Origin of the sequence: Bordetella flabilis (assembly GCF_001676725.1) — a bacterium.
In the GTDB taxonomy this organism is placed as follows: domain Bacteria; phylum Pseudomonadota; class Gammaproteobacteria; order Burkholderiales; family Burkholderiaceae_B; genus Bordetella_C; species Bordetella_C flabilis.
This window is the reverse complement of record NZ_CP016172.1, coordinates 5,323,122-5,348,592: the sequence shown is the minus strand read 5'-3', so window position 1 is coordinate 5,348,592 and position 25,471 is coordinate 5,323,122. Positions and strand designations below refer to the sequence as shown.

At 67.1% G+C, this 25,471-nt stretch carries 22 protein-coding genes; 11 read left to right on the top strand and 11 right to left on the bottom strand.

What is annotated here, in order from left to right:
• Window positions 1-31: 31 nt before the first annotated feature.
• The 8 genes from hemE (at window position 32) to BAU07_RS23770 (ending at window position 11,271) form a co-directional block, all read left to right on the top strand.
• A complete protein-coding gene (gene hemE / locus BAU07_RS23805; RefSeq protein WP_066663343.1) occupies window positions 32-1,123 on the top strand; it encodes a uroporphyrinogen decarboxylase in 1,092 nt (363 codons plus the stop codon).
• 337 nt (window positions 1,124-1,460) lie between these two features.
• Window positions 1,461-3,596 (top strand): primosomal protein N', encoded by a 2,136-nt coding sequence (locus BAU07_RS23800; protein WP_084026109.1) that lies wholly within the window; start codon window positions 1,461-1,463, stop codon window positions 3,594-3,596.
• Between the two features lie 9 nt (window positions 3,597-3,605).
• Complete coding sequence (locus BAU07_RS23795; protein ID WP_066663340.1) at window positions 3,606-5,666, top strand: UvrD-helicase domain-containing protein; 2,061 nt, start codon at window positions 3,606-3,608, stop codon at window positions 5,664-5,666.
• Between the two features lie 591 nt (window positions 5,667-6,257).
• Window positions 6,258-7,094, top strand: coding sequence for an ABC transporter ATP-binding protein (locus tag BAU07_RS23790; protein WP_198168840.1), 837 nt, complete (start codon window positions 6,258-6,260; stop codon window positions 7,092-7,094).
• A gap of 2 nt (window positions 7,095-7,096) precedes the next feature.
• Entirely contained in the window at window positions 7,097-8,089 is a 993-nt protein-coding gene (locus tag BAU07_RS23785; protein WP_066663338.1) for an ABC transporter substrate-binding protein, read from the top strand.
• 33 nt (window positions 8,090-8,122) lie between these two features.
• The gene (locus BAU07_RS23780; protein ID WP_066663335.1) at window positions 8,123-8,896 is read left to right on the top strand and encodes an ABC transporter permease; all 774 of its coding nucleotides are present in this window, start codon (window positions 8,123-8,125) and stop codon (window positions 8,894-8,896) included.
• On the top strand, window positions 8,886-9,665 hold the full coding sequence (locus BAU07_RS23775) for an ABC transporter permease (protein WP_066663332.1): 780 nt from the start codon (window positions 8,886-8,888) through the stop codon (window positions 9,663-9,665). Before BAU07_RS23780 ends, BAU07_RS23775 begins: the two co-directional genes overlap by 11 nt.
• Before the next feature lie 97 nt (window positions 9,666-9,762).
• A complete protein-coding gene (locus tag BAU07_RS23770; RefSeq protein WP_066663330.1) occupies window positions 9,763-11,271 on the top strand; it encodes a carboxylesterase/lipase family protein in 1,509 nt (502 codons plus the stop codon).
• Window positions 11,272-11,364: 93 nt separating this feature from the next.
• Here the strand turns inward: BAU07_RS23770 and BAU07_RS23765 are convergent, their stop codons facing one another.
• The 7 genes from BAU07_RS23765 to BAU07_RS23735 form a co-directional block, all read right to left on the bottom strand.
• The gene (locus BAU07_RS23765) at window positions 11,365-12,399 is read right to left on the bottom strand and encodes a M20 family metallopeptidase (RefSeq protein ID WP_415830361.1); all 1,035 of its coding nucleotides are present in this window, start codon (window positions 12,397-12,399) and stop codon (window positions 11,365-11,367) included.
• Between the two features lie 204 nt (window positions 12,400-12,603).
• Complete coding sequence (locus BAU07_RS23760; RefSeq protein WP_066663326.1) at window positions 12,604-13,500, bottom strand: alpha/beta fold hydrolase; 897 nt, start codon at window positions 13,498-13,500, stop codon at window positions 12,604-12,606.
• Window positions 13,501-13,525: 25 nt separating this feature from the next.
• Window positions 13,526-14,527, bottom strand: a complete 1,002-nt coding sequence (locus BAU07_RS23755; protein ID WP_066663323.1) for an ABC transporter ATP-binding protein — start codon at window positions 14,525-14,527, stop codon at window positions 13,526-13,528.
• Window positions 14,524-15,507 carry an ABC transporter ATP-binding protein gene (locus BAU07_RS23750; RefSeq protein WP_066663320.1) on the bottom strand — a complete coding sequence of 328 codons (984 nt, stop codon included), beginning with the start codon at window positions 15,505-15,507 and terminating at the stop codon, window positions 14,524-14,526. The genes BAU07_RS23755 and BAU07_RS23750 overlap by 4 nt, the downstream gene beginning before the upstream one ends.
• Window positions 15,504-16,421 carry an ABC transporter permease gene (locus BAU07_RS23745; RefSeq protein ID WP_066663318.1) on the bottom strand — a complete coding sequence of 306 codons (918 nt, stop codon included), beginning with the start codon at window positions 16,419-16,421 and terminating at the stop codon, window positions 15,504-15,506. The genes BAU07_RS23750 and BAU07_RS23745 overlap by 4 nt, the downstream gene beginning before the upstream one ends.
• A gap of 14 nt (window positions 16,422-16,435) precedes the next feature.
• Window positions 16,436-17,413 (bottom strand): ABC transporter permease, encoded by a 978-nt coding sequence (locus BAU07_RS23740; protein ID WP_066663316.1) that lies wholly within the window; start codon window positions 17,411-17,413, stop codon window positions 16,436-16,438.
• 123 nt (window positions 17,414-17,536) lie between these two features.
• Window positions 17,537-18,514 (bottom strand): M14 family metallopeptidase, encoded by a 978-nt coding sequence (locus BAU07_RS23735; protein ID WP_066663315.1) that lies wholly within the window; start codon window positions 18,512-18,514, stop codon window positions 17,537-17,539.
• Between the two features lie 399 nt (window positions 18,515-18,913).
• On the opposite strand from BAU07_RS23735, the gene BAU07_RS23730 reads away from it, so the two are divergent.
• Genes BAU07_RS23730 through BAU07_RS23720 form a run of 3 tightly spaced genes read left to right on the top strand, consistent with a single transcriptional unit; the run spans window position 18,914 to window position 21,309 of the window.
• On the top strand, window positions 18,914-19,936 hold the full coding sequence (locus BAU07_RS23730; protein ID WP_084025950.1) for a LysR family transcriptional regulator: 1,023 nt from the start codon (window positions 18,914-18,916) through the stop codon (window positions 19,934-19,936).
• 51 nt (window positions 19,937-19,987) lie between these two features.
• On the top strand, window positions 19,988-20,539 hold the full coding sequence (locus tag BAU07_RS23725; protein WP_066663312.1) for an adenine phosphoribosyltransferase: 552 nt from the start codon (window positions 19,988-19,990) through the stop codon (window positions 20,537-20,539).
• A gap of 29 nt (window positions 20,540-20,568) precedes the next feature.
• Complete coding sequence (locus BAU07_RS23720) at window positions 20,569-21,309, top strand: IclR family transcriptional regulator (protein WP_066663311.1); 741 nt, start codon at window positions 20,569-20,571, stop codon at window positions 21,307-21,309.
• A 12-nt stretch (window positions 21,310-21,321) separates the two neighbouring features.
• Here BAU07_RS23720 and BAU07_RS23715 read toward each other — a convergent pair whose 3' ends face one another.
• The 4 genes from BAU07_RS23715 to BAU07_RS23700 form a co-directional block, all read right to left on the bottom strand.
• Window positions 21,322-22,488 (bottom strand): acyl-CoA dehydrogenase family protein, encoded by a 1,167-nt coding sequence (locus BAU07_RS23715; RefSeq protein WP_066663308.1) that lies wholly within the window; start codon window positions 22,486-22,488, stop codon window positions 21,322-21,324.
• Window positions 22,488-23,729 (bottom strand): CaiB/BaiF CoA transferase family protein, encoded by a 1,242-nt coding sequence (locus BAU07_RS23710; protein WP_066663305.1) that lies wholly within the window; start codon window positions 23,727-23,729, stop codon window positions 22,488-22,490. Before BAU07_RS23710 ends, BAU07_RS23715 begins: the two co-directional genes overlap by 1 nt.
• The gene (locus BAU07_RS23705; protein WP_066665677.1) at window positions 23,726-24,676 is read right to left on the bottom strand and encodes a Bug family tripartite tricarboxylate transporter substrate binding protein; all 951 of its coding nucleotides are present in this window, start codon (window positions 24,674-24,676) and stop codon (window positions 23,726-23,728) included. The genes BAU07_RS23710 and BAU07_RS23705 overlap by 4 nt, the downstream gene beginning before the upstream one ends.
• A gap of 101 nt (window positions 24,677-24,777) precedes the next feature.
• On the bottom strand, window positions 24,778-25,164 hold the full coding sequence (locus BAU07_RS23700; RefSeq protein ID WP_066663302.1) for a cupin domain-containing protein: 387 nt from the start codon (window positions 25,162-25,164) through the stop codon (window positions 24,778-24,780).
• Window positions 25,165-25,471 lie beyond the last annotated feature (307 nt).

The following is a 25,471-nucleotide window of genomic DNA, read 5'->3' as shown; positions in this document are numbered from 1 at the left end:
AATCGAAAGCTTGGTCTCTTCAAGGAAAGTCGTGTCCTCCGCCCCCTTGCAAAACGATGTGTTCCTGCGCGCCCTCTTGCGCGAGCCGGTGCCCTATACGCCCGTGTGGCTGATGCGGCAGGCGGGGCGCTACCTGCCCGAATACAACGCGACCCGGGAAAGGGCTGGCTCGTTCCTGAACCTGGCGCAGAATCCCGCCTACGCCGCCGAGGTGACCTTGCAGCCCCTGGCGCGCTATCCCCTCGATGCGGCGATCCTGTTTTCGGACATCCTGACCGTTCCGCATGCCATGGGGCTGGGACTGGACTTCCGCGCCGGGGAGGGGCCGCATTTTGCGCATCCGGTGCGCACCGAGACCGATGTGGCGCGCCTGGCGGCGCCCGACCTGGACCGCTTGCGCTACGTGTTCGATGCCGTGACCCTGATCCGCCGCGAGTTGCAGGGCCGCGTGCCCCTGATCGGCTTCGCCGGCAGCCCGTGGACCATCGCCTGTTACATGGTGGAAGGCAAGGGCAGCGACGACTACCGGCTCGTGAAGGGCATGCTGTATGGCCGTCCCGACCTGATGCACCGCATCCTGCAGGTAAACGCCGAGGCCACCACGCAATACCTGAATGCCCAGATCGATGCCGGCGCGCAGGCGGTGATGCTTTTCGACAGCTGGGGCGGGGTGCTGGCCGACCAGATGTTCCAGGAATATTCGCTGGCGTATACCCGTCAGGTGATCGCGGGACTGACCCGCGAGCGGGAGGGCCGCAAGGTACCCGTCATTGTCTTTACCAAGGGCGGGGGACTTTGGCTGGAAGACATCGCCGGCTGCGGGGCCGACGCGATGGGCCTGGACTGGACTGCCAGCCTGGGCAAGGCGCGCGCCAGGGTAGGAGACGCGGTTGCCCTGCAGGGCAACCTGGACCCCATGGCATTGTTCGCGCCGGCCCCAGCCATCCGGGCCGAAGTGCGACGGGTGCTCGACGACTTTGGCCCGGTCGGCAAGGGCGGCCATGTATTCAATCTGGGGCACGGTATCTCGCAGTTCACTCCGCCGGGCGCCGTAGCCGAACTGGTGGATGAAGTGCATGCCTACAGCCGTGCGCTCCATGAGGTTCCCGGTGCATGTAAGTGATTGCTTCGGCTCTAAGCCTCGTATCGGGCGCCTGCCCTGGCGGACTTGTGCACAGCAGCGAACCTGGCCCCGTTCTCGGCGGCGGGGCGGGCCGCGACGCCAGAGCCCACTTGTAAGTACCTGATTTCATGGAATAAAAAAATTTCGACGTTCCGCTTACCAGATGGCCGAAGTTATGGTAAAAGCGCGTCCCGCGAAAATCCGAACAATTTTCCCCAAAGTTATCCACAGCCCGTCACGATAATTTCCAAAGCGCGGCAGGACAGTTGCTTAGCGGGAACTTCGAGAATTCACTTTAAATTAGACGACCCTCAACTCATGCGTATGGTGGATGGAAATGGCTGATAAGGCGCTCGCGGCGCAACCCGCCAGCGGCGCGCCGCAGCCAGGCGCCGGGACGGCGTGCCACTGGGTGCGCGTGGCGCTGGACGTGCCATTGGCCGGACCGTTCGACTACCGCCACGTCGCCACGCTGGCCCCCGGCGTGCGCGTCATCGTCCCGTTCGGGCGGCGGCGCCTGGTCGGGGTCGTCACGGACACGCCCGACGCGCCGGCCATCGATCCCGTTCATATCAAGCCCATCGAGCGCGTACTGGACGACCTGCCGCCCCTGACCGCGGATTGGCTGCGCCTGGCACGGTTTGCCGCCGATTACTACCACCGTCCAGTAGGCGAAGTGATGCTGCCGGCTTTGCCGCCCCCCTTGCGCAAGCCGTCCGCGTACGAGGGCAAGCGTTCCGGTGCCGGCCCGGTGGCCCGCATGGATGCCCGCCGCCGCAAGGCCGGCGACACGGGCCCGAGCGCCGGTGCGCCGCCGGTCGAGGCACCGACCCTGAATCCGGAACAGGCCGCCGCCGTCGTCGCCATCAATGCCTTGCAGGGCTTCAAGCCGGTGCTGCTGCACGGCGTCACCGGCAGCGGCAAGACCGAGGTCTATCTGCACGCCGCGCAGCAGGTATTGGCAAGCGGGCGCCAGGTGCTGCTGATGGTCCCGGAGATTAACCTGACGCCGCAGCTCGAAGCCGTGCTGCGCGCGCGCCTCGATGCGGTGGCTGGCCCCGGTTCCCTGGCGGTGCTGCATAGCGGCCTTGCCGATGGGGAGCGCCTGGAGGCCTGGACGCGCGCCCAGCGCGGGCAGGCGCGGGTGCTGCTGGGTACGCGCATGTCCATCTTCGCGCCGCTGGCGGAACTGGGCCTGATCGTGGTGGACGAGGAGCATGACGCGTCCTATAAGCAGCAGGACGGTTTGCGCTATTCGGCGCGGGATCTTGCCATCTGGCGCGCGCGAGACCTGGATATCCCCGTACTGCTCGGCTCGGCCACGCCGTCGCTGGAGACCTGGCAGCAGGCACAGCGCGGCCGGTACCTGCGCCTGACGCTGTCCGGCCGCGCCAAATCCAGCCGCCTGCCGGCGGTGCGCCTGGTGGACACACGCCGGCTGGCGATGAAGCAGGGCATGTCGCCGCAATTCATCGACGCCATCGGCCAACGGCTGGAACGCAAAGAGCAATCGCTGGTCTTCCTGAACCGCCGTGGCTATGCGCCGGTGTTGCATTGCGCCTCCTGCGCCTGGGTCAGCAACTGCCCGCGCTGCACCGCCTTCACGGTGCTGCACCGGGGCCCCGGACCAGGTGGCCATGTGCTGCAATGCCATCACTGCGGCTACCAGGCCCGCGTGCCGCGCGCTTGCCCGGAGTGCGGCGACCAGGACCTGCAACCCATGGGGCGCGGTACGCAGCGCGTGGAAGAGCATCTGGCCGCGCTTTTCCCCGAGGCCCGCATCCTGCGCATCGACGCCGACAGCACCCGCCGCAAGGGCAGCGCCCAGGCCTTGTTCGCCAGCGTGCATGCGGGCGAGGTGGACATCCTGGTCGGTACCCAAATGGTTGCCAAGGGGCACGACTTCGCGCGGCTGGGGCTGGTTTGCGTGCTGAACGCCGATGCCATGCTCTTCGCGCACGACTTCCGCGCGCCGGAAAGGTTGTTCGCCCAGCTGATGCAGGTGGCAGGCCGCGCCGGACGCCATGCCGAAGGCGGCGAGGTACTGATACAGACCAACTATCCCGAGCAGCCGGTGTACCAGGCGCTGCTGCGCCATGACTATGCCGGCTTCGCGCGCCACGGCCTGGCCGAGCGTGAAAGCACCGGCCTGCCTCCGTTCGCGCACCAGGCGCTGTTGACCGCGGAGGCCCGGGAGATCGCCCAGGCGCTGGCTTTTCTGCAGGACGCGCGCGATCTGCCCGAAGGCGACGCGGCGCATTGTTTTCCGATGGCGCACGCCGTTACGCGTTACGATCCGGTGCCATTGCGCGTGGTGCGCGTGGCCAATATGGAGCGCGCGCAACTGTTGGTGGAAAGTGCCAGCCGCCCCGCGCTGCAGGCCTTCCTGGCCGCGTGGTCATCGGTGCTTCCCGACCTGCCCACCGCGGGACGCGTACGCTGGCAACTCGAAGTGGACCCCCTGGAAATCTGATGCGCCTTCATGTCTGATACTGTTCCCGCCGGACTGAACCCCGCGCAACGCGAAGCCGTCCTGTATCTGGGCGGCCCCTGCCTGGTGCTGGCCGGTGCCGGTAGCGGCAAGACGCGGGTCATTACGCAGAAAATCGCCTACCTGTTGCGCGAATGCGGCTACATGGGCCGCAATATCGTGGCGCTGACCTTCACCAACAAGGCGGCCCGCGAGATGGACGAACGGGTCAAGACGCTGGTGGACCGCAAGCTCGCCAAGGGCCTGACCATCAGCACCTTCCACGCGCTGGGGGTGCGGTTCCTGCGCGAAGAAGCGCGCCATGCGGGGCTCAAGCCGCAGTTTTCCATTCTGGACGCGGACGATGCGATGGGCATCGTGCAGGAGCTGCTCGCCACCACGGACCGCGGCTGGCTGCGCGCCGTGCAGACCACGATCTCGCTGTGGAAGAACGCGCTGATGGAGCCGGACGCCGCGGCCGCCGCGGCGACGACCAAGGCCGAAGTCGAAGCCGCGCGCGTGTATCGCAGCTATGCCGCCACCCTGGCCGCCTACCAGGCGGTGGACTTCGACGACCTGATCCGCATCCCCGCCATGCTGCTGGCCGAAAACGAGGAGGTCCGCACGCGTTGGCAAAACCGCGTGCGTTACCTGCTGGTGGACGAGTACCAGGACACCAATGTGTGCCAGTACCGGCTGGTGCAATTGCTGACCGGAGACCGCGCCATGTTCACGGCCGTGGGCGACGACGACCAGGCCATCTATGCCTGGCGCGGCGCGACCATCGAGAACCTGGCCAAGCTGACGACCGACTATCCCACGCTCAAGCTGATCAAGCTGGAGCAGAACTATCGGTCGGTACAGCGCATCCTGGCTGCCGCCAACCAGGTGATCGAGAAGAATCCCAAGCTGTTCGAAAAGAAGCTGTGGTCCGACCTCGGCGTGGGCGAGCCCATCGTGGTGACGCCCATGGACAGCGAAGAAGCGGAAGCGGAAGCGATCGCGATGCGCATCTCCGCATCCCGCTTCGAGCGCCGCGGCCACTGGAAAGACTATGCGATCCTGTACCGCAGCAACCACCAGGCCAGGATACTGGAACAGGCGCTGCGCAACCTGAAGATTCCGTACACCATTTCCGGGGGCCAGAGCTTTTTCGACAAGGCCGAGGTGCGGGACGTGCTGGCGTATTTGCGCCTGATCGCCAATGACGAGGACGACCCGGCGTTCATCCGCGCGGCGACCACGCCGAAGCGGGGCATCGGGCAGGCAACCTTGCAGACGCTGGGCCAGTATGCGGCCGGGCGCCAGGTGCCGCTGTTGGCGGCCGCGCTGGAGCAGGGCCTGGAAGGCCTGCTGCAAGGCCGGCAACTGGAATCCCTGCGTGTGTTCGCGCAGTTCATCCAGCGCATGCAGTGGCGTGCCGGCCGCGGCACGGTCGACGGCAAGCCGGCGTCAGCGGAACCGGCGGGCGTGCTGCTGGACGACCTGCTCGGCGCGATCCAGTACGAGCGATACCTCTATGACACCCTGGACGAAAAGCCCGCGCAGACGCGCTGGCAGAATGTGCTTGAACTGACGGGATGGCTCAAGCGCAAGGCCGAGGAAGACGGCATGACGTTGTTCGAATTGGTGCAGCACGTCGCGCTGGTGACCATGCTGGAACGCGACGAGGACGAGGCGCCCGATGCGGTGAAGCTGTCCACGCTGCACGCGTCCAAGGGGCTGGAGTATCCGCACGTGTACATGGCGGGTGTCGAGGAAGGGCTGTTGCCGCACCTGGGGAAGGACGACGAGGAAGGCGACCCGGCGCGGGCGGCGGAATCCCTGGCCACGCGCATCGAGGAAGAGCGCCGGCTGATGTATGTGGGCATCACCCGCGCCCAGCGCAGCCTGAACCTGAGCTGGTGCAAGAAGCGGCGGCGGGCACGCGAGGATCTGGTGCGGGAGCCGTCGCGATTCATCGAGGAAATGGGCTTGGGGGATGCGCGCTTTCCGGAAGACGAGGCGACGCGGGCCTTGAGTCCGAAGGAGCGGCTGGGGATGCTGAAGGCGCTGCTCGCCAAGGGGAATTGACGTGCCGCGGACGTTGGCTGCCGGGCCCGGATGTTGATTGATGGCTGGCTTGTTCGGCGGGCGATTGCTCGGCTGTCGTGGCTGGTTGCCATGGCGGGCCATCGTGGTTGGTCATCGTGGTTGGTTTGCTTGGACCGTCCGGCGGGGTAGCCGCCTGCCGGCGCCGTCCCGGTCGGGCGCTGCGGCGCGCGGGCGCCGCAGACCACTTCGCTCGCTTCGTCCGGCGGCCGTTCTCTGCCGGTTTTCTTGTTGATGGGTTGCCGGCACGCCTGCCTTCAGCGTTCGCTCGTTCGCCCTTCACGGGCCGTCCCCGGCAGGCGACTACCCCGCCGGACTGCGGCATCTTGAACCAACGGCCGCTGCCGCCGTCCGGGTTCTTGCCGCTACGCTGCGCAGTCTGTGCTGATGGAAGATGTGCGCGCGCCCGCCGACGTGAGGCTCGCGGGAGCCGCACGTCGGCATACATGTTCGGGCCTGCGGCGGGCGCCGGCTAGGGACAACACCCTGGCGTGCCTCCGGCATCCCTGGTAAGGTGCGGTGCGCGCGTTTGTATCCAGCTGCATACCAGATTCATCCACCTGCATCGTTCCCGTGTCTGCCGACGTCTCCGCTACCGTGTCCGCCCCCGATGGCACCGGGCAGGAACCGATCATCGTTTTCGATGGCGTCGATGTCGACCTGGGCGGGCAGCGTATCTACGACAAATTGGGCTTCCGGGTGGCGCGCGGCGAGTTCGTGTGCATCCTCGGGCCATCCGGTTGCGGTAAATCCACCTCGCTGCGTGTGATGGGCGGGCTGCTGCCGGTCGCCGCCGGCGAGGTGAGCGTAGCCGGTTTGCCGCCCAGCCAGGCCTGGTCGGAAATCGCCTTCGTATTTCAATCGCCGCGCCTGGTGTCATGGCGCAACGCGCTGGACAACATCCTGCTGGCCTCCGAGCTGCGTTTCGGCAAAGGCGGCAAGGAGGAGCAGGCGCGCCGCCGCGAACGCGCCCTCGCCCTGCTGGACATGGTCGGCCTGGCGCAGGACGCCGGCAAGTATCCCTCCGCGCTTTCCGGGGGCGAACGCCAGCGCGTCGCGATCGCGCGTGCCCTGGCGGTGGACCCGCAGATCATCTTCATGGACGAGCCTTTTTCCGCGCTCGACCCCAATACCCGCCAGCGCATGCGCGCCGAGATCGAGGAGATCTGGCGGCGCACCGGCAAGACCGTGGTCTTCGTCACGCACGATATCGACGAAGCCCTGCAACTGGCGGATCGCATCATCCTGTTTTCCGGCAAACCCACCACGGTGCTGGAGACCATGACCATCGACACGCCGCGGCCGCGGCGGCTGGACGACGACGCGCTGGCAAGCCGCCGGCATCGCCTGGCCCGCTTGTTCCGCGACATGGAGTCCGCGGACGTGTCCACGGACCCTAACGGAGGCTAGCCATGCATCGTCGCAGTATCCTGAAACTCGCCGCGCTTCCGGCGCTTTTCGGCGTGGGCGCGCCGGTGCTGGCGCAACAGCGGCAGTCCATCAGCTATGCCTACCTGCTGGATCCGGCCTATGACGTCGTCACCTGGGCCATGCGCAATGGCAAGGTGCCGTCGTCCTCCATCGACGTGCAGGCTCGTGCGCTGGCCATTCCGCAACTGATCCAGGCTACTTCCGCCAAGCAGTACGACGTCATCATGGCGGCGGTGGTGAGCCTGCCCGCGGCAGTGCAGCGCGGCTTGTCCGTCAGTGTGCTGGCGGCCTCCCTGCGCGCCGCGCCGGCCGGCGAGGGCGCGGGCGTCTGGGTGCCGCGCGACAGCCCCATCAAGATGCCTCAGGAGTTGAAGGGCAAGACGCTGGGTTCCTACGGCTTGCGCTCCACCGGCTACACCCAGATCCGTATCGCGCTGACCCGCAAGTACGGCTTGAACATGGCGTTGGAAGGCGGCGATGTCAGCCAGGTTGAAATCCAGGCGCCCAACCTGCCGGGCGCGCTGTCCTCGGGCAAGATCGATGCCGCCACGCTCATACACAGCCAGTCCTATCGGGCGCTGAAGTCAGGCGACTTCCGCCTGATTGCCGAGACCGCGCGCGACAACAACGAAATCTTCAAGACGCGTTTCGTCAGTGCCGTCAACATCGCCTACCCCGAGCGCCTGGCCAGGCAGCCGGACGCCTACGTCGAATTCTGCCGTGTATTCCGCGAGTCCCTGCGCTACGCCATGGCGAACAAGGCCGAGGTCTTTGGCGCGGTATCCCGCGAAAGCGGCCTCGAGCCGGACTTCTTCGAATGGTGGTTCAGCAAGAATTCCGAAGTCCCCGGCTACTTCAGCGAGGCCCACGCGCAGGCCATTACCACCTTCTATGAACAGGCCCGCGACCTCGGCGTGCTGAAGTCGTATCCCGACATACGCACCCTGGTCTGGGACAAGGCGCCGCGCGCCTGAGGCGGTCCGGTGCCCTCGACACTCAGTGCCCGTGTGCCTGCCTCGCCCGCGCGGCCCGCGGCGCGGCATCGCTGGGCGGCCCATGCCTTCACCCTGGCTTTCCTCGCGGCCTGGGAGGCGGCGTCCTGGGTCTTGCCGCCATTCCTCCTGCCGGGTCCCGGCGAAGTGGCCGTGGGCCTGTACCGCTTCCTGGCCGATCCGCAGCGGCTTTGGCACCTGGCCGTCTCGGTCGGCCATGTACTGGGCGCCATCGGCCTCTCCTTCGTGGTCGGCGCATTGCTGGCACTGCTGCCGTATTACTTCCCGGTGTGGCGCTTCGCCATCCAGCATCGGCTCGCGCCTTTCCTCAACGCCTTTCCCGGCGTGGGATGGACCTTGCTGGCCGTGATGTGGTTCGGCATCAATTCGGGGGCCGTGATTTTTGCCATCAGCGCGGTGCTGACGCCGTTCGCGCTGGTGAACCTGTGGGCCGGACTGCGCAATCTCGACGGCGAATTGCTGGAGATGTCCCGCAGCTTCACGCGCAGCCGCGCGCGCCAGTTCCGCCATGTCATCGTGCCGCTGCTCTATCCCTTCGTGTTCGCGACCCTGCGCATCATGTTCGGCGTAGCCTGGAAGGTCACGCTGACCGCCGAGCTCTTCGGCGGCAATGCGGGCCTGGGCTATGTCATCAACATGGCGCGCCAGGACTTCGATACGACCACGATCTTCGTGGCCATCGTGCTGATCGTCATCTTCGTGTACGGGATGGACCGGCTGGTGTTCTCGCCCCTGCAAAGCCGCTTGTCACGCCAATATGCGCAATAGAGCCATTTCCGCCGACGGGGACGCGACCGGCTGGAGAGCCCGGCTGCTGGGCGAGGGGCTGGTCGTGCTGTTTTTCGCGGGCTGGTGGCTGATGGCGCGCGGCCTGCCGGAATTCGTCCTGCCCGGGCCGGTGGCCGTCGCCCGCCGGCTGCTGGACCTGTTCATCAACCCGGACTTCCTGGGCCATACCGCCATTTCCACCTTGCGCGTGGTGGTGTCGGTGCTGGTGGCCGGCATCCTCGGAACCGCGCTGGCCTTTCTCGCCCACGGCGCGCCCGCCTGGGAAGTCATCGTGCAGGAACGCATCAAGCCGGTGCTCAATTCCTTCCCGTCCATAGGCTGGGCCATCCTGGCCGCGGTCTGGTTCGACGCGGGGAATTTCAGCGTCATTTTTGTCGAAGTGGCGATATTGATACCTTTCTGCCTGGTCAACGTCTCCGAAGGGCTGCGCGCCATGGACCGGGAGCTCGTGGAGATGGGGCGCAGTTTCACCCGCCATCGGGCGCGGGTATGGTGGCGCGTCACCTTGCCTTTGCTGGTGCCGTACCTGTTGTCCGCGATACGCATCGCCTATGGTATCGGCTGGAAAATCGCGCTGGTGTCGGAACTGGTCGGCGCGCCCAGCGGACTGGGGTATCTGATGCTGCGGGCGCAGACCACGGCTGACAGCGTGACATTCCTGGCCACATGCTTTGCGATCGTACTGATTTTCGTCGCGGGAGAACGCCTGGTCATCGCGCCGCTGGAGCGGCGCTTCGCCACGCGCTGACCGTCGTGTCCATGCGTTTCGCCATAACCCGCCATCCGGCGCCTTCGCTGAAAAGCCCGTATCCCGGGCACCGCGCGAGCCGGGACAGGAGAGCTCCATGAATGATGCAAGCCAGACCATGCCGGAAGTCGCCACCCGTGCCGGGGTATTGCGCGGCCGTTCGGCGAACGGCATCGCGGTATTTCGCGGCGTGCCCTATGCCGCGCCGCCCGTCGATGCGCTGCGATTCCAGCCGCCGCAGCCGCCCCTGGCCTGGGACGGCGTGCGGGATGCCCTGGAAGACGGGCCCATCGCCCCGCAGGGCCGCTCGCGCCTGGCGCATGTCATGGGCGATTTCGAACGTCCGCAAGACGAGGACTGCCTGACCCTGACGCTGTGGACGCCCGGTACGGACATGCGCGGGCGGCCGGTCATGGTGTGGCTGCATGGCGGCGCCTACAGCAGCGGCGCTGGTTCCTTGCCCTGGTACGCGGGCGACCGCTTCGCCGCCCATGGCGATGTGGTCTTCGTATCCGTGAATTACCGGCTGGGGGCGCTCGGCTTCCTGTACCTGCCCGGCGTCAGCGAAGGCAACCTCGGCCTGCTGGACCAGCTGCAGGCCTTGCGATGGATCCACGACAATATCGCGGCTTTCGGCGGCGACCCCGGCAACATCACCGTAGTGGGACAATCCGCCGGCGGCGGCTCCATCGCCGCCATGATGACCATGCCCGCCGCCAAAGGCCTGTTTCGCCGCGCCATCCTGCAAAGTCCCGGAATGGGGCGGCCGTCGCGCAGTGCGTCGGAGGCCGCTGAACTCGGCGCCCGTTATGCCCGCTTCGCCGGCGTCGAGCCGGGCGACGAGGCGGCGCTCAAGCGCTTGCCGGTCCCGCGGCTGCTCGCGGCGCAAGGGGAACTGGCGCGCAGCCTGCAAGGCTTCGCCACCCTGTCGTTGCCGTTCTCGCCCGTGCGCGACGGACGCTGCATCGAAGGCAATATCGTCGAACGGCTGCAAGCCGGCAGCGGCGCGCATGTCGATGTGATGGTAGGCACCACCCGCGAGGAAATGGCCGCTTTCCATTGCGTGGACAAGGCGGTGATCGAAGCTGGCGAGGCCGCTGTCAAGCAGGTCTTCGAGCGCCTCTGCGGCCCGGACTATCCGCGCTATTACGATGAATTCCGCCGCATGCGCGCCGTGCCGGACGCGCCGGCGGTGCTGGGCGACCTGACCTCCGACCAGGTATTCCGCATGGGCAGCCTGCGCCTGGCCGAAGGGCAGGCCACGGCGGGACGGCCGGCCTATGTCTACCAGTTCGATTGGCAATCGCCCGCCGGCTTCAAGGCCTGCCATTGCCTGGATATTCCGTTCGTCTTCAACAATCGCGAGAACTGGCGCGATTCGCCCATGCTGCAGGGAGCCGACGAGGCGGAATTCCAGGGCATCTCGCACGCCATGCACAATGCGTGGATTGCCTTCGCCCGCCATGGCGATCCGAACCATCCCGGGCTGCCGCGCTGGGCGCCGTACGAGACCACCTACCGCACCACCATGCGCTTCGATACGGTGATCGGGCCGGTTAACGATCTGGCCGGGCTGTCCTACCGTCTGCCCTGGCCTGGGCTCTGAGCGCATTGCGCGGCGGGGCGTAGTGTTCCGCCCGCATCGCGCCGGGTTCGTGCGAGCGGCCGGTTTCGTGCCCGCCGGGCGTCCGCCGGCGCTTTATTCCAGGTCCTTCAGCAGCAGATACCAGAACTGCGCCCGCGCCCCCAGGGTACTGACCAGTATGTGTTCGTGCAGGGTATGGGCGCCGTCGCCGTCCGCCCCCAGCCCGTCCAGCGTGGGAACGCCCATGGCGGAAGTGAAGTTGGCGTCGCTGCCGCCCCCGGTCATGGGCGCGTCATCCAGCGTGAAACCGGCCGCGGCGGCGAACAGCCGCGCCTTGCCCAGCAGTTGCGCCGTCGCTTCGGTCTTCACCATGGGCGGCCGGTTCAACTCGACATCGATGTCCAGCGCCATGTCGGGCCCCACGGGTTGGAGCCCGCGCATGCGGGCCAGCGTGGCCTCGGCGGCAGGCATGTCCGGCACGCGGAAGTCCACCACGCAGCGGCACAGCGAGGGCACCGTATTGGTTGCGGTGCCGCCCTCGATGGTGCCCACGCTGACGGTGACGCCGCGCCCGTAATCCGTCATGCCTTCCAGGGCCAGCACCTGGTGCGCCATTTCGCGGATGGCGCTGCGGCCTTTCTCGTGCGCGACGCCGGCGTGCGCGGAATGCCCCTTCACGCTCAGGCGCAGCATGCCGGTCCCCTTGCGGGCGGTGACGCACTTGCCGCCGTTGGCGCGTGCCGGCTCGCACACCAGTCCATAGCGTGCGTTGCGTGCATAGGCTTCGATGGCGGCGCGCGAGGCATGGCTGCCGGTCTCCTCGTCGGGAACCATGACGAAGTCCACGGGCAGCCGTGTGGCGTCCGGCGCGGCCAGGCGCCCCAGCGCGGTCAGCGCCAGGTAGATGCCCGCCTTCATGTCGTAGCAGCCGGGGCCGTACAGCTTGTCGCCCTCGATGCGGTACGGCGTTTCCAGCAGGGTGCCGACGGGATGCACGGTGTCCAGGTGCGCCAGGATCAGGATGCCGGGACGCGTATCGCCCGCGGCGCGATTGCTGACCACCAGCAATGGCCCGGTGTGCTCGCCCAGCGGCCGCAATTCCGTGCGCAGGCCGGCCGCCTCGGCCACGGCCTGGACCAGCCGCGCCATCGCCGCCACGCCGGCCGGCGAGTGGGTGGGGGATTCGCATTCGATCCAGGGGCGCAGGGCGGCCGCGATATCGGCCGATCCTGGCAGGGCGGTTCGGGAAGGGAGGGCGGACATGTGGATTCCTTTGATCGGACAGGTCTATATCGGTGGACTATCGCGGGCTTGTGAAGGCGATCCCGGGCGGGGCCGTGACGCGCCTTCGCATCACGCCACGGTCTTGCCCGCCAGGCGCGCCATTTCGGCATCGTCCGGCATGCGGCCTTCGAACCACAGGCTGGCGCAGACGGCGGACATGGCCTTGCCGTCATGGCCGATACCCGGCACCGATCGCAGCACCCAGTTGAAGGGTACGCCCAGGCGTTCGGCTTGCTGCCTGCCGGCTTCGAAATAATGGTGCGCGCGCGCGTAGCGATGCGGGCCCTGGCGCTGCGCCGCCGGTTCGGAGGGCAGATTGGGGTCGTTGGTGGCGATGTCCTGGTCGCCGGCCAGGATGGTCATGGGATAGCCCAGCAGGCGCACCAGGTGATCCTGCGTCAGGCCCACGCCGTCCAGGCCTTCGGGATAAGGATGGTCGAAGGTGGGCAGCGTGTACCAGCCGGGATTGCCTATGGTGACCGCCTTGAAGGGCGCATGGGACTGGCTGCTCATGAGCCGGTGCACGAACTGCCCGCCCGCCGAGTGGCCGAACAGATGGGCCTGCTCGCACTGCGTGATGCCCGCCGCGCGCAGGTCGTTGATCACCCGCTCCACCAGCACATAGGTCCAGCCTTGCACCGGCCGCACGTTGCCGCTGGCCGTGAAGACCCGGCCATTGTTGTAGCTTTCGGTGCCGGGCCAGATCTCGTTGGAAAAGGTCGGCGCCACGATCAGGACATTGTGCTTGTCGGCCGCCGGGATCCAGAAATCGCGGTAGTCGTCGCCATTGCGCAGCACGCCATGCTGCACGAACACCACGGGCCGCTCCGGTGTGTAGCCGTAAGGGCGGTAGGTGTGCAGCGTAATCGGACGGTCGCTGTTGCGGTCCTCGTCCAGATAAGGAATGGCATTGCGGCCCGGATGGTTGAGGTCCAGGTCCAGGCGTTCGGTATTGCTGGGCGTCATGGCGTTTTCCTTGCGGGCGGCGGAGTCAGCCGGCCTGGTCGTTGAGATGGCAGGCCGACCAATGCGCGGGGGCGATTTCGGCCAGGGGCGGCGCCTGTTCGCGGCAGCGTGGCATGGCATGCGGACAGCGCGGATGGAAGGTGCAGCCGGAGGGCGGCGCCAGCGGCGAAGGGATTTCGCCCTGTATGGGCGTAAAACGGCGCCCGCGCCGGCTGATGTCCGGCACCTCGGCCAGCAATGCCTGCGTATAGGGATGGTTGGCGCGGGCGAAGATTTCGCCGGCCGGCGCGGTTTCCACGATGCGGCCCAGATACATGATGGCGACGCGATCCGAGATATGCCGCACGACGCCCAGGTCATGGCTGATGAACAGGTAGGTAAATCCCTTGCGTTCGCGCAGGTCCATGAACAGGTTGATGACCTGGGCCTGGATGGACACGTCCAGCGCGGCGACGGGTTCGTCGCACACGAGGAACGAGGGTTGCACCATCAGTGCGCGGGCGATGCCGATACGCTGCCGCTGGCCGCCGGAGATCTGGTGCGGGAAGCGGTCACGGTACTCGGGGCCCAGTCCCACTTCGGCCAGCGCGGCGTCGACGCGCCCCGGGATTTCGGCGGTCGGCGCGAGCTTGTGCACCTTCAGTGCTTCGCCCAGGATCTGGCGCACGCGGTGCCGCGGGTTCAGCGATGCCTGCGGGTCCTGGAAGACCATCTGTACGCCAAGGACATAGTCCAGCCGTTCGCGTCCGCGCAAGCCCTTGACCGGCTCGCCGTTGAAGCGCATTTCGCCTTCCGTGGGTCCGTGCAGGCCCGCCACGACGCGGCCCAGCGTGGATTTGCCGCAACCCGATTCGCCCACCAGGCCGACGACTTCGCCGGCGGCGATCGACAGGTTCACGCCGTTGACCGCATGGACCACCACGCGATCCATGCGCCGCCCGCTCAGCGCCAGCAGGCGCTGCGCCAGGTCGGGCCGCTGTTCGAAGCGCTTGTGGACGTCGCGCAATTCAATGACGGGCGCGTTCATGCCTGGCCTCCGCGCTGCCCGACAGGCGCATAGCAATGGAAAGTGCGGCCGCCTTCGCGCGTGGCGGCCGGAAATTGTTCCGTGCAGCGCGTGACCGCGTTGGGGCAGCGTGGACGGAAAGGACAGCCCCAGGGGCGCGCGGCCAGGCTGGGCGCCATGCCGTCGATCTGCCGCAGGCGCGCGCCGGGCTGCGCCGCGCCGGGCATGGAACGCAACAGCCCCTGCGTATAGGGATGGCGCGGCGCGTCCAGGACCTCGGCCACGGGGCCGGTCTCGACGATGCGGCCGGCGTACATCACGGCGATGCGATCGGCCAGTTCGGCCACCACGCCCAGGTCGTGGGTAATCCAGATCAAGGCCGTGTCGCGGGTGCGGCAGATTTCCTGCATGCGGTAAAGGATCTGGCCCTGGATCGTCACGTCCAGCGCCGTGGTGGGTTCGTCGGCGATGATCAGGTCGGGGTTGTTCAGCAGTGCGATGGCGATGGCCACGCGCTGGCGCATGCCGCCGGAGAATTCGTGCGGATAGCTGCGCAGGCGGGCCTGCGGCGAGGCGATGCCCACCATGCCGAGCGCTTCGGCGCAGCGGGCCATGGCTTCGGCCTCGCTGACGTCCTGGTGAGTGAGGATGGTTTCGGCCATCTGTTCGCCGATGCGCAGGACCGGGTTCAGCGTCATCAGCGGGTCCTGGAAGATCATGGCGATGCGATTGCCGCGCAGGCGGCGCATGGCCTCCTCGTCGAGTTTGCGCAGGTCGCTGCCTTTGAAGCGGACTTCGCCGGCCACGACCTCGCCGGGCGGGTCGATCAGCCCCATCAGCGAAAAACCCGTTACGGATTTGCCCGACCCGGATTCGCCGACGAGCCCCAGGATCTCGCCGCGGCGCAGGGTCAGGTCCACGCCGTCGACGGCCGGCCAGGCGCCGGCGGCGGTATGGAAAGCGGTGCGCAGTCCGCGTACATCCAGCAGAAGATCACTCATCGTCGGGGATCCAGGCTTTCCCGAAGGCGATCGCCCAGGATGTTGATGGTCAGAATCAGGAATAACAAGGCCAGTCCCGGAAACAGGCTGATCCAGTAATCGCCGGACAGCAGGTACTGGAAGCCGTTGGCGATGAGCAGGCCCAGCGAGGGCTCGGTGATGGGCACGCCCACGCCCAGGAACGACAGCGTGGCTTCCAGGGCGATGGCGCTGGCGATCTGCACGGTGGCGAACACCATGACGGGACCCAGGCAATTGGGCAGCAGGTGGAACAGCATGATGCGCCATGCCGGAAAGCCGAGATTCATCGCTGCCTCGACGTATTCCTTGCGGCGCTCCTGCAGGGCCCGGCTGCGCATGATGCGCGCGTAGTGGGCCCATTGCACCAGCACCAGCGCCAGTATCACTTTGTCCACGCCGCGCCCCAGCACGGCCAGCAATACCAGCGCGACAAGGATGGACGGAAAGCCCAGTACGAAGTCCACCAGGCGCATCAGCATCGCGTCCACGCGGCCTCCGGAGTAGGCGGCGATCAAGCCGACGGCGCTGCCGATGGCGGTCGCCAGCGCCACGGCGCACAGGCCCACCAGCAGGCTGATGCGCAAGCCATAGAGCATCGCGCTGAGCATGTCGCGGCCCTGGTCGTCGGTCCCCAGCCAGTACATGTGGCCGTCCATCGACGCGGAGCGCGGCGGCAGGCGGCCGTCCAGCAGGTTCAGGTTCGCCAGGTCATAGGGATTCTGCGGCGCGAAATACGGCGCGATCAGGATGACCAGGGCCAGCACGACCAGGACGGCCAGCGTGCCGCGAGCGGTGGGACGCGCGCGCAGCCTGCCCAGGATGGCGGCGCGCCGCGGCGTTTCGGAGAGCGCGGGCACCGTGCGGGTACGGCCGGAGGAAGCGGGTTGTGACATGGATGCGGATAAGGTTAATGCGCCGGTGCGACCAGCTGCACGCGCGGATCGAGTACGGCGTACAGGATGTCCACGAGCAAATTGATGAGCACGAACAGCAGCGTGACGAACATGACATACGCCACCACCACGGGGCGGTCCAGGTGGTAAACGCTATCGATGAGCAGCTTGCCCATGCCGGGCCATGCGAAGACGGTTTCCGTGATGGTCGAATACGCGATCAGGGAGCCGAACTCCATGCCGACGACCGTCACGACCGGGATAAGGATGTTGCGCAGGATGTGCCGGTTGACGATACGGCGGGGCCGTATGCCCTTGGCGCGGGCGAACTTCACGTATTCCTGGTTCTGCGCCTCGGCGACCCCGGATGCCGTCAGCCGCAGCACCAGCGCCACGTTGGCCAGGGCCAGGTTCAGGGCCGGCATCGCCATGTGCGCCAGGCCGTCGCGGGTCAGAAAGGAAAGCGGTACGCCGAATACCGTCACGGTCTCTCCGCGCCCCGAGGCAGGCAGCCAGCCCAGCCATACCGCGAACAGCAGGATCAGCATCATGCCCTGCCAGAATGCCGGCAGGGAAAAGCCCAGCACCGAAGTCGCCAGGATGCCGCGGCCCAGGGGCCGCTCGCGGTGCAGGCCGGCGACCAGGCCCAGCGGGATACCGAACACACAGGTCAGCAGGATCGCGGTGACGACAAGTTCGACGGTGGCCGGCAGCCGCTGCAGGATCAGCGAAATGGCGGGCACGCCCTGCACGAAGGAATTGCCCAGGTCTCCGTGCAGCGCGCGCCAGACGAAGTTGGCATATTGCTGCCATATCGGCAGGTCCAGCCCCAGACGGGCGATCATCTGCTGGCGATCGGCCAGGCTGGCTTCGGGGCTGACGAGGAGTTCGATGGGGTCGCCGACGGCATAGACGGCGAAGAAAACGACGACGGAGACGGCAAGGAGCACGAACAGGCTCTGAATGAGCCTGCGCAGGATGAACAAGGCCACGCGGCAATTCCCCGTTGATACTTTTCGATGCGGCGCAAGATTGGGTGGCGCTGCTTGTGGCCGCTACTTTACTGCACGCAGGGTCGCGGCGGGCAGTACGCCGCTGGCCTCGCGTTTCATGTGTCAGAGGCGGTTCGGCATGGGCTGGGCCAGGCGCACGACCGTGACGCCGGCGCGCACGTTGGTGAGCGACGGCATGATCAACACACAGTCGTCATAGGGCGTATACACCGGCTCGCCTTCCGACCAGCCAATCAAGGTGCCCGCTTTCGGCAGCTTTTCCAGGCCCTTCCAGGGCTCGGCGAAGCGGAAGTCGGCGCTCTTGGCCGCAATGGCATGGGTGACCCGCAACGCTTCCTGGCTGGGCGCCGTCGGCATGAACCAGGTTCCCGGCAGGTCGGTCGATTCGACGATGCCAGAGGCGACCAGGAAACGCGCCATCTGGTCCAGGGCCACGTCGCGCGCGGACAGGGCGCCATGGAAGCCGCATTCGATCAGCAGCGAGCGGGTGCCGTTGTCCGTGCCTTCGCCGAAGCGTCCGTAGTCGCGCATGCGCACGCCGGCGGCATGGCCGGCGTCGGCGATCACTTTCGCCGGGTTGCCCAAGGTCATGGCAAGGTCGATATTCCGCTGCTGCACTCCGGCCAGTTGCAAGGGAACCACGGAGTTGCTCATGGAATGGATGTCCAGCAACCAGTCGGCTTTTTTCAGCCAGGGCAGGATCAGCGCGGCGCGCCGCCGTTCCTGCGTGCTGTCGTCGCCCAGCCTGTCGTCGCTCCAGATCCGGTTCATGTCCTCGTCGACGAAACGCGATTTCGCATAGTCCTGGAGGTCGAAGCGGTCGAAGGCGGCCAGGTTGCAAAAGGCCAGTATCAAGGCGCCGCAGCGTGGCCGTACCCCGTGGCCCAGCGCGGCTTTCAAGGCCCAGGCGCCGCAAAGTTCATTGCCGTGGATAAGCGCAGAGACCATGACGGTGCGCCCGGGCGTGCCGGAATCGAAATGCCAGATCCCCTCGGTGCCCGTATTGCCCGCGCGCTCGACATTCAAGTCGGGGCACGGCAACTCGAAGGGGCGCAGGGGCAGCTCGTCGGAGAGAAGCATCGACGCTCCTGAAGTGCGGTTCAGATTTGGCAGCATGCGGAAGGTCAGCGGCCCTCCGCGGCGTCGGTCCTGGGGCGAGGACGGGTGGTCGGGTGGTGGAGTCAGTGATGCCATGGTCGGAAAAAAAAGTGGCGCGAGGCACAAGCCTGCAACTGGAACGAAGCGAAGATCGCGGGTGGGCGCAAATACATTCATGCCTCGTTCGGGGCGGCTCATGCAGGACGGGCGTCATAGGCTAGCCAGTGTCCGCGCAGCGGTCGCGAGACCTGTCTTACACCTTGCAAGCCTGCTTTTTGTACGGATTCTAGGGGCGTCGGGCGGTCAGGACTATTAGAATATTTCTTCTTTGTTTTGCCGAAAAGGCAAACATGTCGCCTTTCCGTCGGAGCGCGCCTTCCCATGCACGGAATAGCATTGAAGTATTTCGCCGAAGTGGCGGCCAGCGGCAGCCTGAGCGCGGCATCGGAGCGGCTGTTCGTGGCGGTGTCCGCCATCAGCCGGCAGATCGCCAAGCTGGAAGCCGAAGTCGGCACGCCGCTGTTCAAGCGCATGGCGCGCGGCATGGTCCTCAGCGAGGCCGGAGAGCTGCTGCTGGCGCATGCGCGGCGCGCGCTCCTGGAGTCGGAGGCGGTGCTGCAGGACATCGCCGCCTTGAAAGGGGGACCGAGCGGCAATATCCGCGTGGTCGCGACCGAAGGGCCGGCGCATCATTTCCTGCCTGAGCTGATGTCCGCCTTCCGCAGCCGGCATCCCCACGCCCGCTTCAGCCTGCACGTGTGCAGCCAGCTCGATGCGGTGCGCCGCGTGGCGGAGGGCGATGCGGACCTGTCCATTACCTACGCGGCCGAACAGCGCAAGGGTACGGTGACGCGGCATACGCTGCCCGCGCCGGTCCATGCGGTGATGTGGCACCGCCATCCGCTGGCCCGCCACGCCCGCGTCACGCCGGTGCAATTGCTGCCTTATCCCCTGGCGGCCACGGAGCCGGCATCGGCCACGCGCAAGCTGGTGGAGCGTTGCTGGCGGCAGGAAGGCATGCATTTCGAGCCGGTATTCGTCAGCAATCGTTCCTCCGCGCTGATGTCCTTTGTCCGCAACTCCGATCGCGTCATGCTGGGCTGCTATCTGCCCGCGCCTGCCGCCCTGCGGCGCGTCGGCCTGGTGGCCCGTCCGGTGGACCACCCCGAAATGGCCACACGGCGCCTCGCGGTACAGACCATGGAGGGACGCCTGCTGCCCGGCATGGTGGAGGACTTCCTGTCGCATGTTGCGACGGCGCTGCAAGGCGCGGCCAGTGCGGTCCCGGGCCCGGCGCCGCGCACGGCCCGTCCCACAGGCGGGGCGCGCTCGGCGAGCCCGGCCCGCTCGCCCGGGTCGCCTCGTCCGCCGCGTGCGCCACGCAAGCGGGCCGCATTGGCTTAATGAGCCCGCACGGTTATAGTTTGCAGCCTCACTCAAACCGCGGGCGCCATCATGCAAACCGACTACGCAGAACTTGTCAGGCGCACCATACGCAGCGTGCCCGATTGGCCCAGGCCTGGGGTGGTTTTCCGCGACATTACGCCGGTGCTGCAGGATCCACGTACCTTCCGGGTGCTGATCGACCTCTTCGTCTATCGCTACATGCGCCAGCGCCTGGACCTGGTGGCCGGCGTGGACGCGCGTGGCTTCATCATCGGCAGCGTGCTGGCCTATGAACTGAACCTGGGCTTCGTGCCGGTGCGCAAGCAGGGCAAGCTTCCCTATCGCACCGTGGCGGAGTCGTATTCCATGGAATACGCCAATGCGTCGGTGGAAATGCACGCCGATGCGGTGCGGCCGGGACAGCGCGTGCTGCTGGTCGACGATCTGATCGCGACGGGCGGCACCATGATCGCGGCGGTCAAGCTGCTGCAGCGCCTGGGCGCCAATGTGGTAGAGGCGGCCACCATCATCGACCTGCCGGAGCTCGGGGGGGCCGCGGCCGTCGCGCAAACGGGCACGCCGCTGTATTCGGTCTGCCAGTTCGGCAGCGAAACGCCGTAGCGGGCAAGACGGGGCAACGGGCAGGCGGGATGAGCGTCAAGACGGCCCTGCGGGTCATAGAGATCATCGAGGTGTACGCGCGCGAAAAGCGGCCGCTTGCCCTTTCCGAACTGGCCCGCCTGCTGGCGGTGCCGGTATCCAGCTGCCTCGCGCTGATCCGCACGCTGGCCGAGCTGGGGTACCTGTACGAGGTCGGCCGGCGCAACGGCTACTACCCCACCAGCCGCCTGCTGGCGATGGCCCAGCAGATCGCCCACAACGATCCGGTGCGCGACCGGGTGTACCCCAGCCTCCTGGAGTTGCGCGAGGCCACGCGGGAAACCGTGGTGTTCGCCAAGCTCACGCCGGACGACCGCGTGGTCTACCTGGAAGTGCTGGATTCGCCGCACACCATACGCTACGCGCCCGTCGCGGGTGAATTCCGTGTGCTGCACGCGAATTCGCTGGGCAAGGCGCTGCTTTCCACGCTGCCCGCGGCCAAGCGGCATGAGCTGCTGCACCGCGCGCCGCTGATCCGGTTCAATGACAGGACCATGGTCGATCCGGATGTGGTCGAAGCCGACATCGTGGCGTCGCGCCAGCGCGGCTGGTTTCGCAACCTGGGCGAATCGCTGGCCGAAGTGGGCGCCATCGCATGGCCGCTGGTGCTGGCCGGCGAACCCTACGCGATTTCGGTTGGCGCGCCGGTGTACCGCATCGAGCCCAACCAGGAGGCCTATGCGCGGATCCTGCGCGCGGCCTGCGCCGCCCTGGAGCAGCACGCGATCTGACACCGTGCCGGCTCAATACGATTTGGGCAGTCCCAGTACTTTCTCGGCGATGAAGCACAGGATCAATTGCGGGCTCACGGGGGCGATGCGCGGAATATAACTTTCGCGCAGCAGGCGCTCCACATGGTATTCCTTGGCGTAGCCCATCCCGCCCAGCGTCATGACGGCTGTCTGGCAGGCATTGTGGCCGGCTTCCGCGGCCAGGTATTTCGCGGAGTTCGCGTAAGGGCCGCAAGGCAGTCCGGCGTCATACATGGCGGCCGCCTTGAATACCATGAGGTCGGCGGCTTCGAGTTGCATCCATGCCTGCGCCAGCGGGTGCTGCACCCCCTGGTTCTGCCCGATGGGCCGCCCGAATACCTGGCGCTCGTTGGCATAGCGCACCGCGTGGGCCAGCGCCGCGCGGCCGATGCCCACGGCTTCCGCCGCGATCAGGATGCGCTCGGGGTTCAGTCCGTGCAGGATATATTCGAAGCCCCGGCCTTCCTCGCCGATGCGGTCGGCGGCGGGGATGCGCAGGCCGTCGATGAACAGCATGTTCGAGTCGACGGCCTTGCGGCCCATCTTCTCGATCTCGCGCACTTCCACGCGCTCGCGGTCCAGGTCTGTATAGAACAGGGAAAGGCCCTGGGTCGGCTTCGCCACGTCGGCCAGCGGCGTGGTGCGCGCCAGCAATAGCATCTTGTGGGCCACCTGTGCCGTGGAGATCCAGATCTTGCGCCCATGCACCACATAGTCGTCGCCCTCGCGCACGGCGCGGGTGGTCAGGCGCGTGGTGTCCAGGCCGGCGTCCGGTTCGGTGACGGCGAAACAGGCCTTGTGGTGGCCGGCGATCAGGTCGGGCAGCCAGCGGGCGCGCTGCGCCTCGTCACCGAAGACCACCACCGGATTCAGGCCGAATATGTTCATGTGCACGGCCGAGGCGCCCGCGAAGCCGGCGCCCGATGCCGCGATGGTCTGCATCATCAATGCGGCTTCGGTCATGCCCAGGCCGGCGCCGCCGTACTCGGGCGGCATGGCGATACCCAGCCAGCCGTCGCGCGCCAGGTCGGCATGCAGGCCATGCGGAAAGCCGCCCTCGCGGTCGCGCTCCAGCCAGTATTCGTCGGGATAGCGGGCGCAGATCTGCTCCACCGCGTCACGGATCGCGATCTGTTCAGGAGTGAATGAAAAATCCATCAGAGTCTTCCGTCGTGGGTGGCCTGCGCCGCGAGCAGCGCCTGTATGGCCGATTCCGCGAAGCCGGCTTCGCGCAGTATTTCAAGACTGTGTTCGCCCAGGTGCGGCGCGTGGCGCCGCAAGGCGGTGGGCGTACCGTCGAAGCGGCCCAGCGGCGCGGGCGTGCGCAGCCGGCCTTCCGTCGGGTGATCCACCTGGCGCACGAACCCCGTGGCCTGAAGGTGCGGGTCCGCCACCAGATCCTCGATGCCGTACAGGCGCGAAGCGGGAATATCGGCTGCCGCGAACAGCGTCAGCCATTGCGCCGTATCGCGGGTGAGCATGACTTGCGCGACATAGGCATAGACCTCGCCGATATGCGCGGCGCGGGCCGTATGGGTGGCGAAACGCGGGTCCTGCGTCATTGCAGGTTGCCCGATGGCTTCGAAGAAGTTGCGCCAGTGCTTATCGTTGTAGATCAGCAGGCACACATGGCCATCGCGCGTCGCATACGGCTTGCGGTGCGGCGCGAGCAGCCGCGCGTAGCCGGTTTCGCCCAGTGGCGGATCGAAGGTCCAGCCGCCCAGGTGGTCGCCCAGCACCATGTGCGCCATGCCTTCGAACATGGGGATCTCCAGGCTCTGCCCGCGCCCCGTCTGGCGCGCGTGGAGCACCGCGGACACCAGCGCGACGGCCATGTGCAGGCCGACTGCGCGGTCGGCCAGCGTCAGCGGCGCGTAGCGCGGTTCGCCTTCGCTCTGGCGGCCGAACAGGTCGGCGATGCCGGTCTGCCCCTGGATCAGGTCGTCGTAGGCGGGCCGGCCCGCATACGGGCCGTTCTCGGCATAACCATAGGCGCCCGCATAGACGAGCCGGGGTTGCCGGGCCGCGAAGGCGGCATAGTCCAGGCCCAGCCTGGCCATGGCCTGCGGCCGGATGTTGTACAGCACCGCGTCGCAGTCCTCGGCCAGGCGCAGGCAGGCGTCGCGCGCCGCGGGCTGCTTCAGGTCCAGCACGATCGAGCGCTTGTTGCGGTTCAGGTGCAGGTACAGGTGGCCCATGCCGGGGTTGCGCATGGGGCCGACCGCGCGCATGTTGTCGCCCGCGGGCGATTCCACCTTGATGACGTCCGCGCCCAGGTCGGCCAGCACCTGGGTGGCGTAGGGGCCCATCACCACTGCGGTCAGGTCCAGGATGCGTATGCCGGACAGCGGTCCCGCCCCGGCGGTGGCGGGCGGCTGTCCCGCTTCGTCGGGGCTCATTGCTGTTCGATCCCCGCGTCCTTGATGAGCTTGCCCCACAGGGTCAGCTGCTGCTGCACAAAGGCCGCGAAATCCTCGGGCGTGCCGCTGAAGGCATCGAAGCCCAGCACCGCGAGCTGCTTGCGCACCTGCGGTTCGGCGACGATGCGGTTGATGGCCGCGTTCAGCGTCTTGACGACGTCCGGCGGCATGCCGGCCGGGCCGAAGTAGCCGTTCCACGAATTGATGTCGAAGTCGGGAATGCCGGCATCCTCCATGGAAGGGATGTCCGGCACGACGCTGCTGCGCGCCGCGGTGGACACCGCCAGCGCGCGCATCTTGCCGGACTGCACGAAGGGCAGGCCGGAGGCGACGTCGGTGAACATCATGTCCACCTGTCCGCCCACGACGTCGGTGATGGCTTGCGGCGTGCCCTTGTACGGGATGTGCACCATCTCGATACCGGCGCGGCGCGCGAAGGTCGCACCGGCGACGATGCCGGTGCTGTTGCCGCTGGCGTATGTCAGTTTGCCGGGATGCGCCTTGGCATAGGCCACCAGTTCCTGCACCGACTTGGCGGGCACGCGGGGATTGACGACCAGGATGAAGGGCAGGTTGCCGCCGCGCGCGATGGGGGTGAAGTCCTTGACCGGGTCATAAGGCAGGTTCTTCATGAGGTAGGGCGCTGCCGATTGGGGGGTATTCGTGCTTACGAACAGCGTGTAGCCGTCCGGCTTGGCGCGCGCCACGTATGAAGCGGCGATGGTGGCGTTCCCGCCGGGCTTGTTCTCGACAATGACCTGGCCGTTCAGGATGCGTCCCAGCTCGGCGGCGAAGATGCGGCCCACGGCATCCGTGCCCGAACCGGCCGGGAATGGCACGATCAGCGTGATGGGCCGGTCGGGATATGCCGCGGAGGCGGCGGTAGGGGCGAGCAGGCAGGCCATGGCCAATGCGGCGGCTGCCATGGCGGCCACGGCGGCCCGTATGCCGCGAAGGGCCTGGACGGCGGCCAGCGGCCGACGGTGCGGGTTCGAACGAATCATGTGCAATCTCCTTTGTGCCGGCGTCACCGTATGACGCGGTCCGGCGATTCTTCGTAGGGCGGGCTGTAGATCACCAGCAGGCGTGCCGGCTCCTCGCTGGTCACCGTGAAGACATGCGGGATATCGGGCGGGAAATAGCAGCAGTCCCCGGCCTGCATGTCGGCCACTTCGTCGCCCACCTGGGCCCGCGCGGTGCCGGACAGGAGATAGCAGACCTGTTCGATTCCCGGGTGGGCGTGCGGCAGAGCACCCTGGCCCTGCGTGATGGTGCCCAGCACGACTTCCATGTGGCGGGCGCCCACGTTGTCCCGTCCGATCAGCCGCCGGTTGGTCGTGCCCAGATGGTTGGCGGGGTGGTACCCCGGCACGTCCGCTTCGCGAACCAGCCACTGGGGCCTGTTATGCGCCATGCTTGTCTCCTTTTTCTCATATGTGAAAACATTTTCAACATACGGAAGACGTGCGTCAAGCGTCCTGGCGGATATTTGGATGGGGAATTGGGGATGAGCGCCCCCGTGGTGCCTCGCCGACGCGGGCAGGCACACGCACGGGCGCCTGTCGCGTTCCGGATAGGGGAAGGGCTGGGCGGCCAAGGGCGGTGGCGGCAGGAACCGGCGCGGCCGGCCCGGGCAGAAACGGCGCGGCCACTCATCCACCCACGCATGCCGCCCACCGACACAGCGCCCTCCGGCGCGGGATCGCGCCAGGCGGCGATCG

Excerpts from the sequence above, each read along its gene's own strand:
- BAU07_RS23800 (WP_084026109.1), top strand. The coding sequence starts at position 1,461 with ATGGCTGATAAGGCGCTCGCGGCGCAACCCGCCAGCGGCGCGCCGCAG.
- BAU07_RS23795 (WP_066663340.1), top strand. The coding sequence starts at position 3,606 with ATGTCTGATACTGTTCCCGCCGGACTGAACCCCGCGCAACGCGAAGCC.
- BAU07_RS23785 (WP_066663338.1), top strand. The coding sequence starts at position 7,097 with ATGCATCGTCGCAGTATCCTGAAACTCGCCGCGCTTCCGGCGCTTTTC.
- BAU07_RS23775 (WP_066663332.1), top strand. The coding sequence starts at position 8,886 with ATGCGCAATAGAGCCATTTCCGCCGACGGGGACGCGACCGGCTGGAGA.
- BAU07_RS23770 (WP_066663330.1), top strand. The coding sequence starts at position 9,763 with ATGAATGATGCAAGCCAGACCATGCCGGAAGTCGCCACCCGTGCCGGG.
- BAU07_RS23765 (WP_415830361.1), bottom strand. The coding sequence starts at position 12,399 with ATGGCGCGGCTGGTCCAGGCCGTGGCCGAGGCGGCCGGCCTGCGCACG.
- BAU07_RS23760 (WP_066663326.1), bottom strand. The coding sequence starts at position 13,500 with ATGACGCCCAGCAATACCGAACGCCTGGACCTGGACCTCAACCATCCG.
- BAU07_RS23755 (WP_066663323.1), bottom strand. The coding sequence starts at position 14,527 with ATGAACGCGCCCGTCATTGAATTGCGCGACGTCCACAAGCGCTTCGAA.
- BAU07_RS23750 (WP_066663320.1), bottom strand. The coding sequence starts at position 15,507 with ATGAGTGATCTTCTGCTGGATGTACGCGGACTGCGCACCGCTTTCCAT.
- BAU07_RS23745 (WP_066663318.1), bottom strand. The coding sequence starts at position 16,421 with ATGTCACAACCCGCTTCCTCCGGCCGTACCCGCACGGTGCCCGCGCTC.
- BAU07_RS23735 (WP_066663315.1), bottom strand. The coding sequence starts at position 18,514 with ATGCTTCTCTCCGACGAGCTGCCCCTGCGCCCCTTCGAGTTGCCGTGC.
- BAU07_RS23730 (WP_084025950.1), top strand. The coding sequence starts at position 18,914 with ATGCACGGAATAGCATTGAAGTATTTCGCCGAAGTGGCGGCCAGCGGC.
- BAU07_RS23725 (WP_066663312.1), top strand. The coding sequence starts at position 19,988 with ATGCAAACCGACTACGCAGAACTTGTCAGGCGCACCATACGCAGCGTG.
- BAU07_RS23720 (WP_066663311.1), top strand. The coding sequence starts at position 20,569 with ATGAGCGTCAAGACGGCCCTGCGGGTCATAGAGATCATCGAGGTGTAC.
- BAU07_RS23715 (WP_066663308.1), bottom strand. The coding sequence starts at position 22,488 with ATGGATTTTTCATTCACTCCTGAACAGATCGCGATCCGTGACGCGGTG.
- BAU07_RS23710 (WP_066663305.1), bottom strand. The coding sequence starts at position 23,729 with ATGAGCCCCGACGAAGCGGGACAGCCGCCCGCCACCGCCGGGGCGGGA.
- BAU07_RS23705 (WP_066665677.1), bottom strand. The coding sequence starts at position 24,676 with ATGGCAGCCGCCGCATTGGCCATGGCCTGCCTGCTCGCCCCTACCGCC.
- BAU07_RS23700 (WP_066663302.1), bottom strand. The coding sequence starts at position 25,164 with ATGGCGCATAACAGGCCCCAGTGGCTGGTTCGCGAAGCGGACGTGCCG.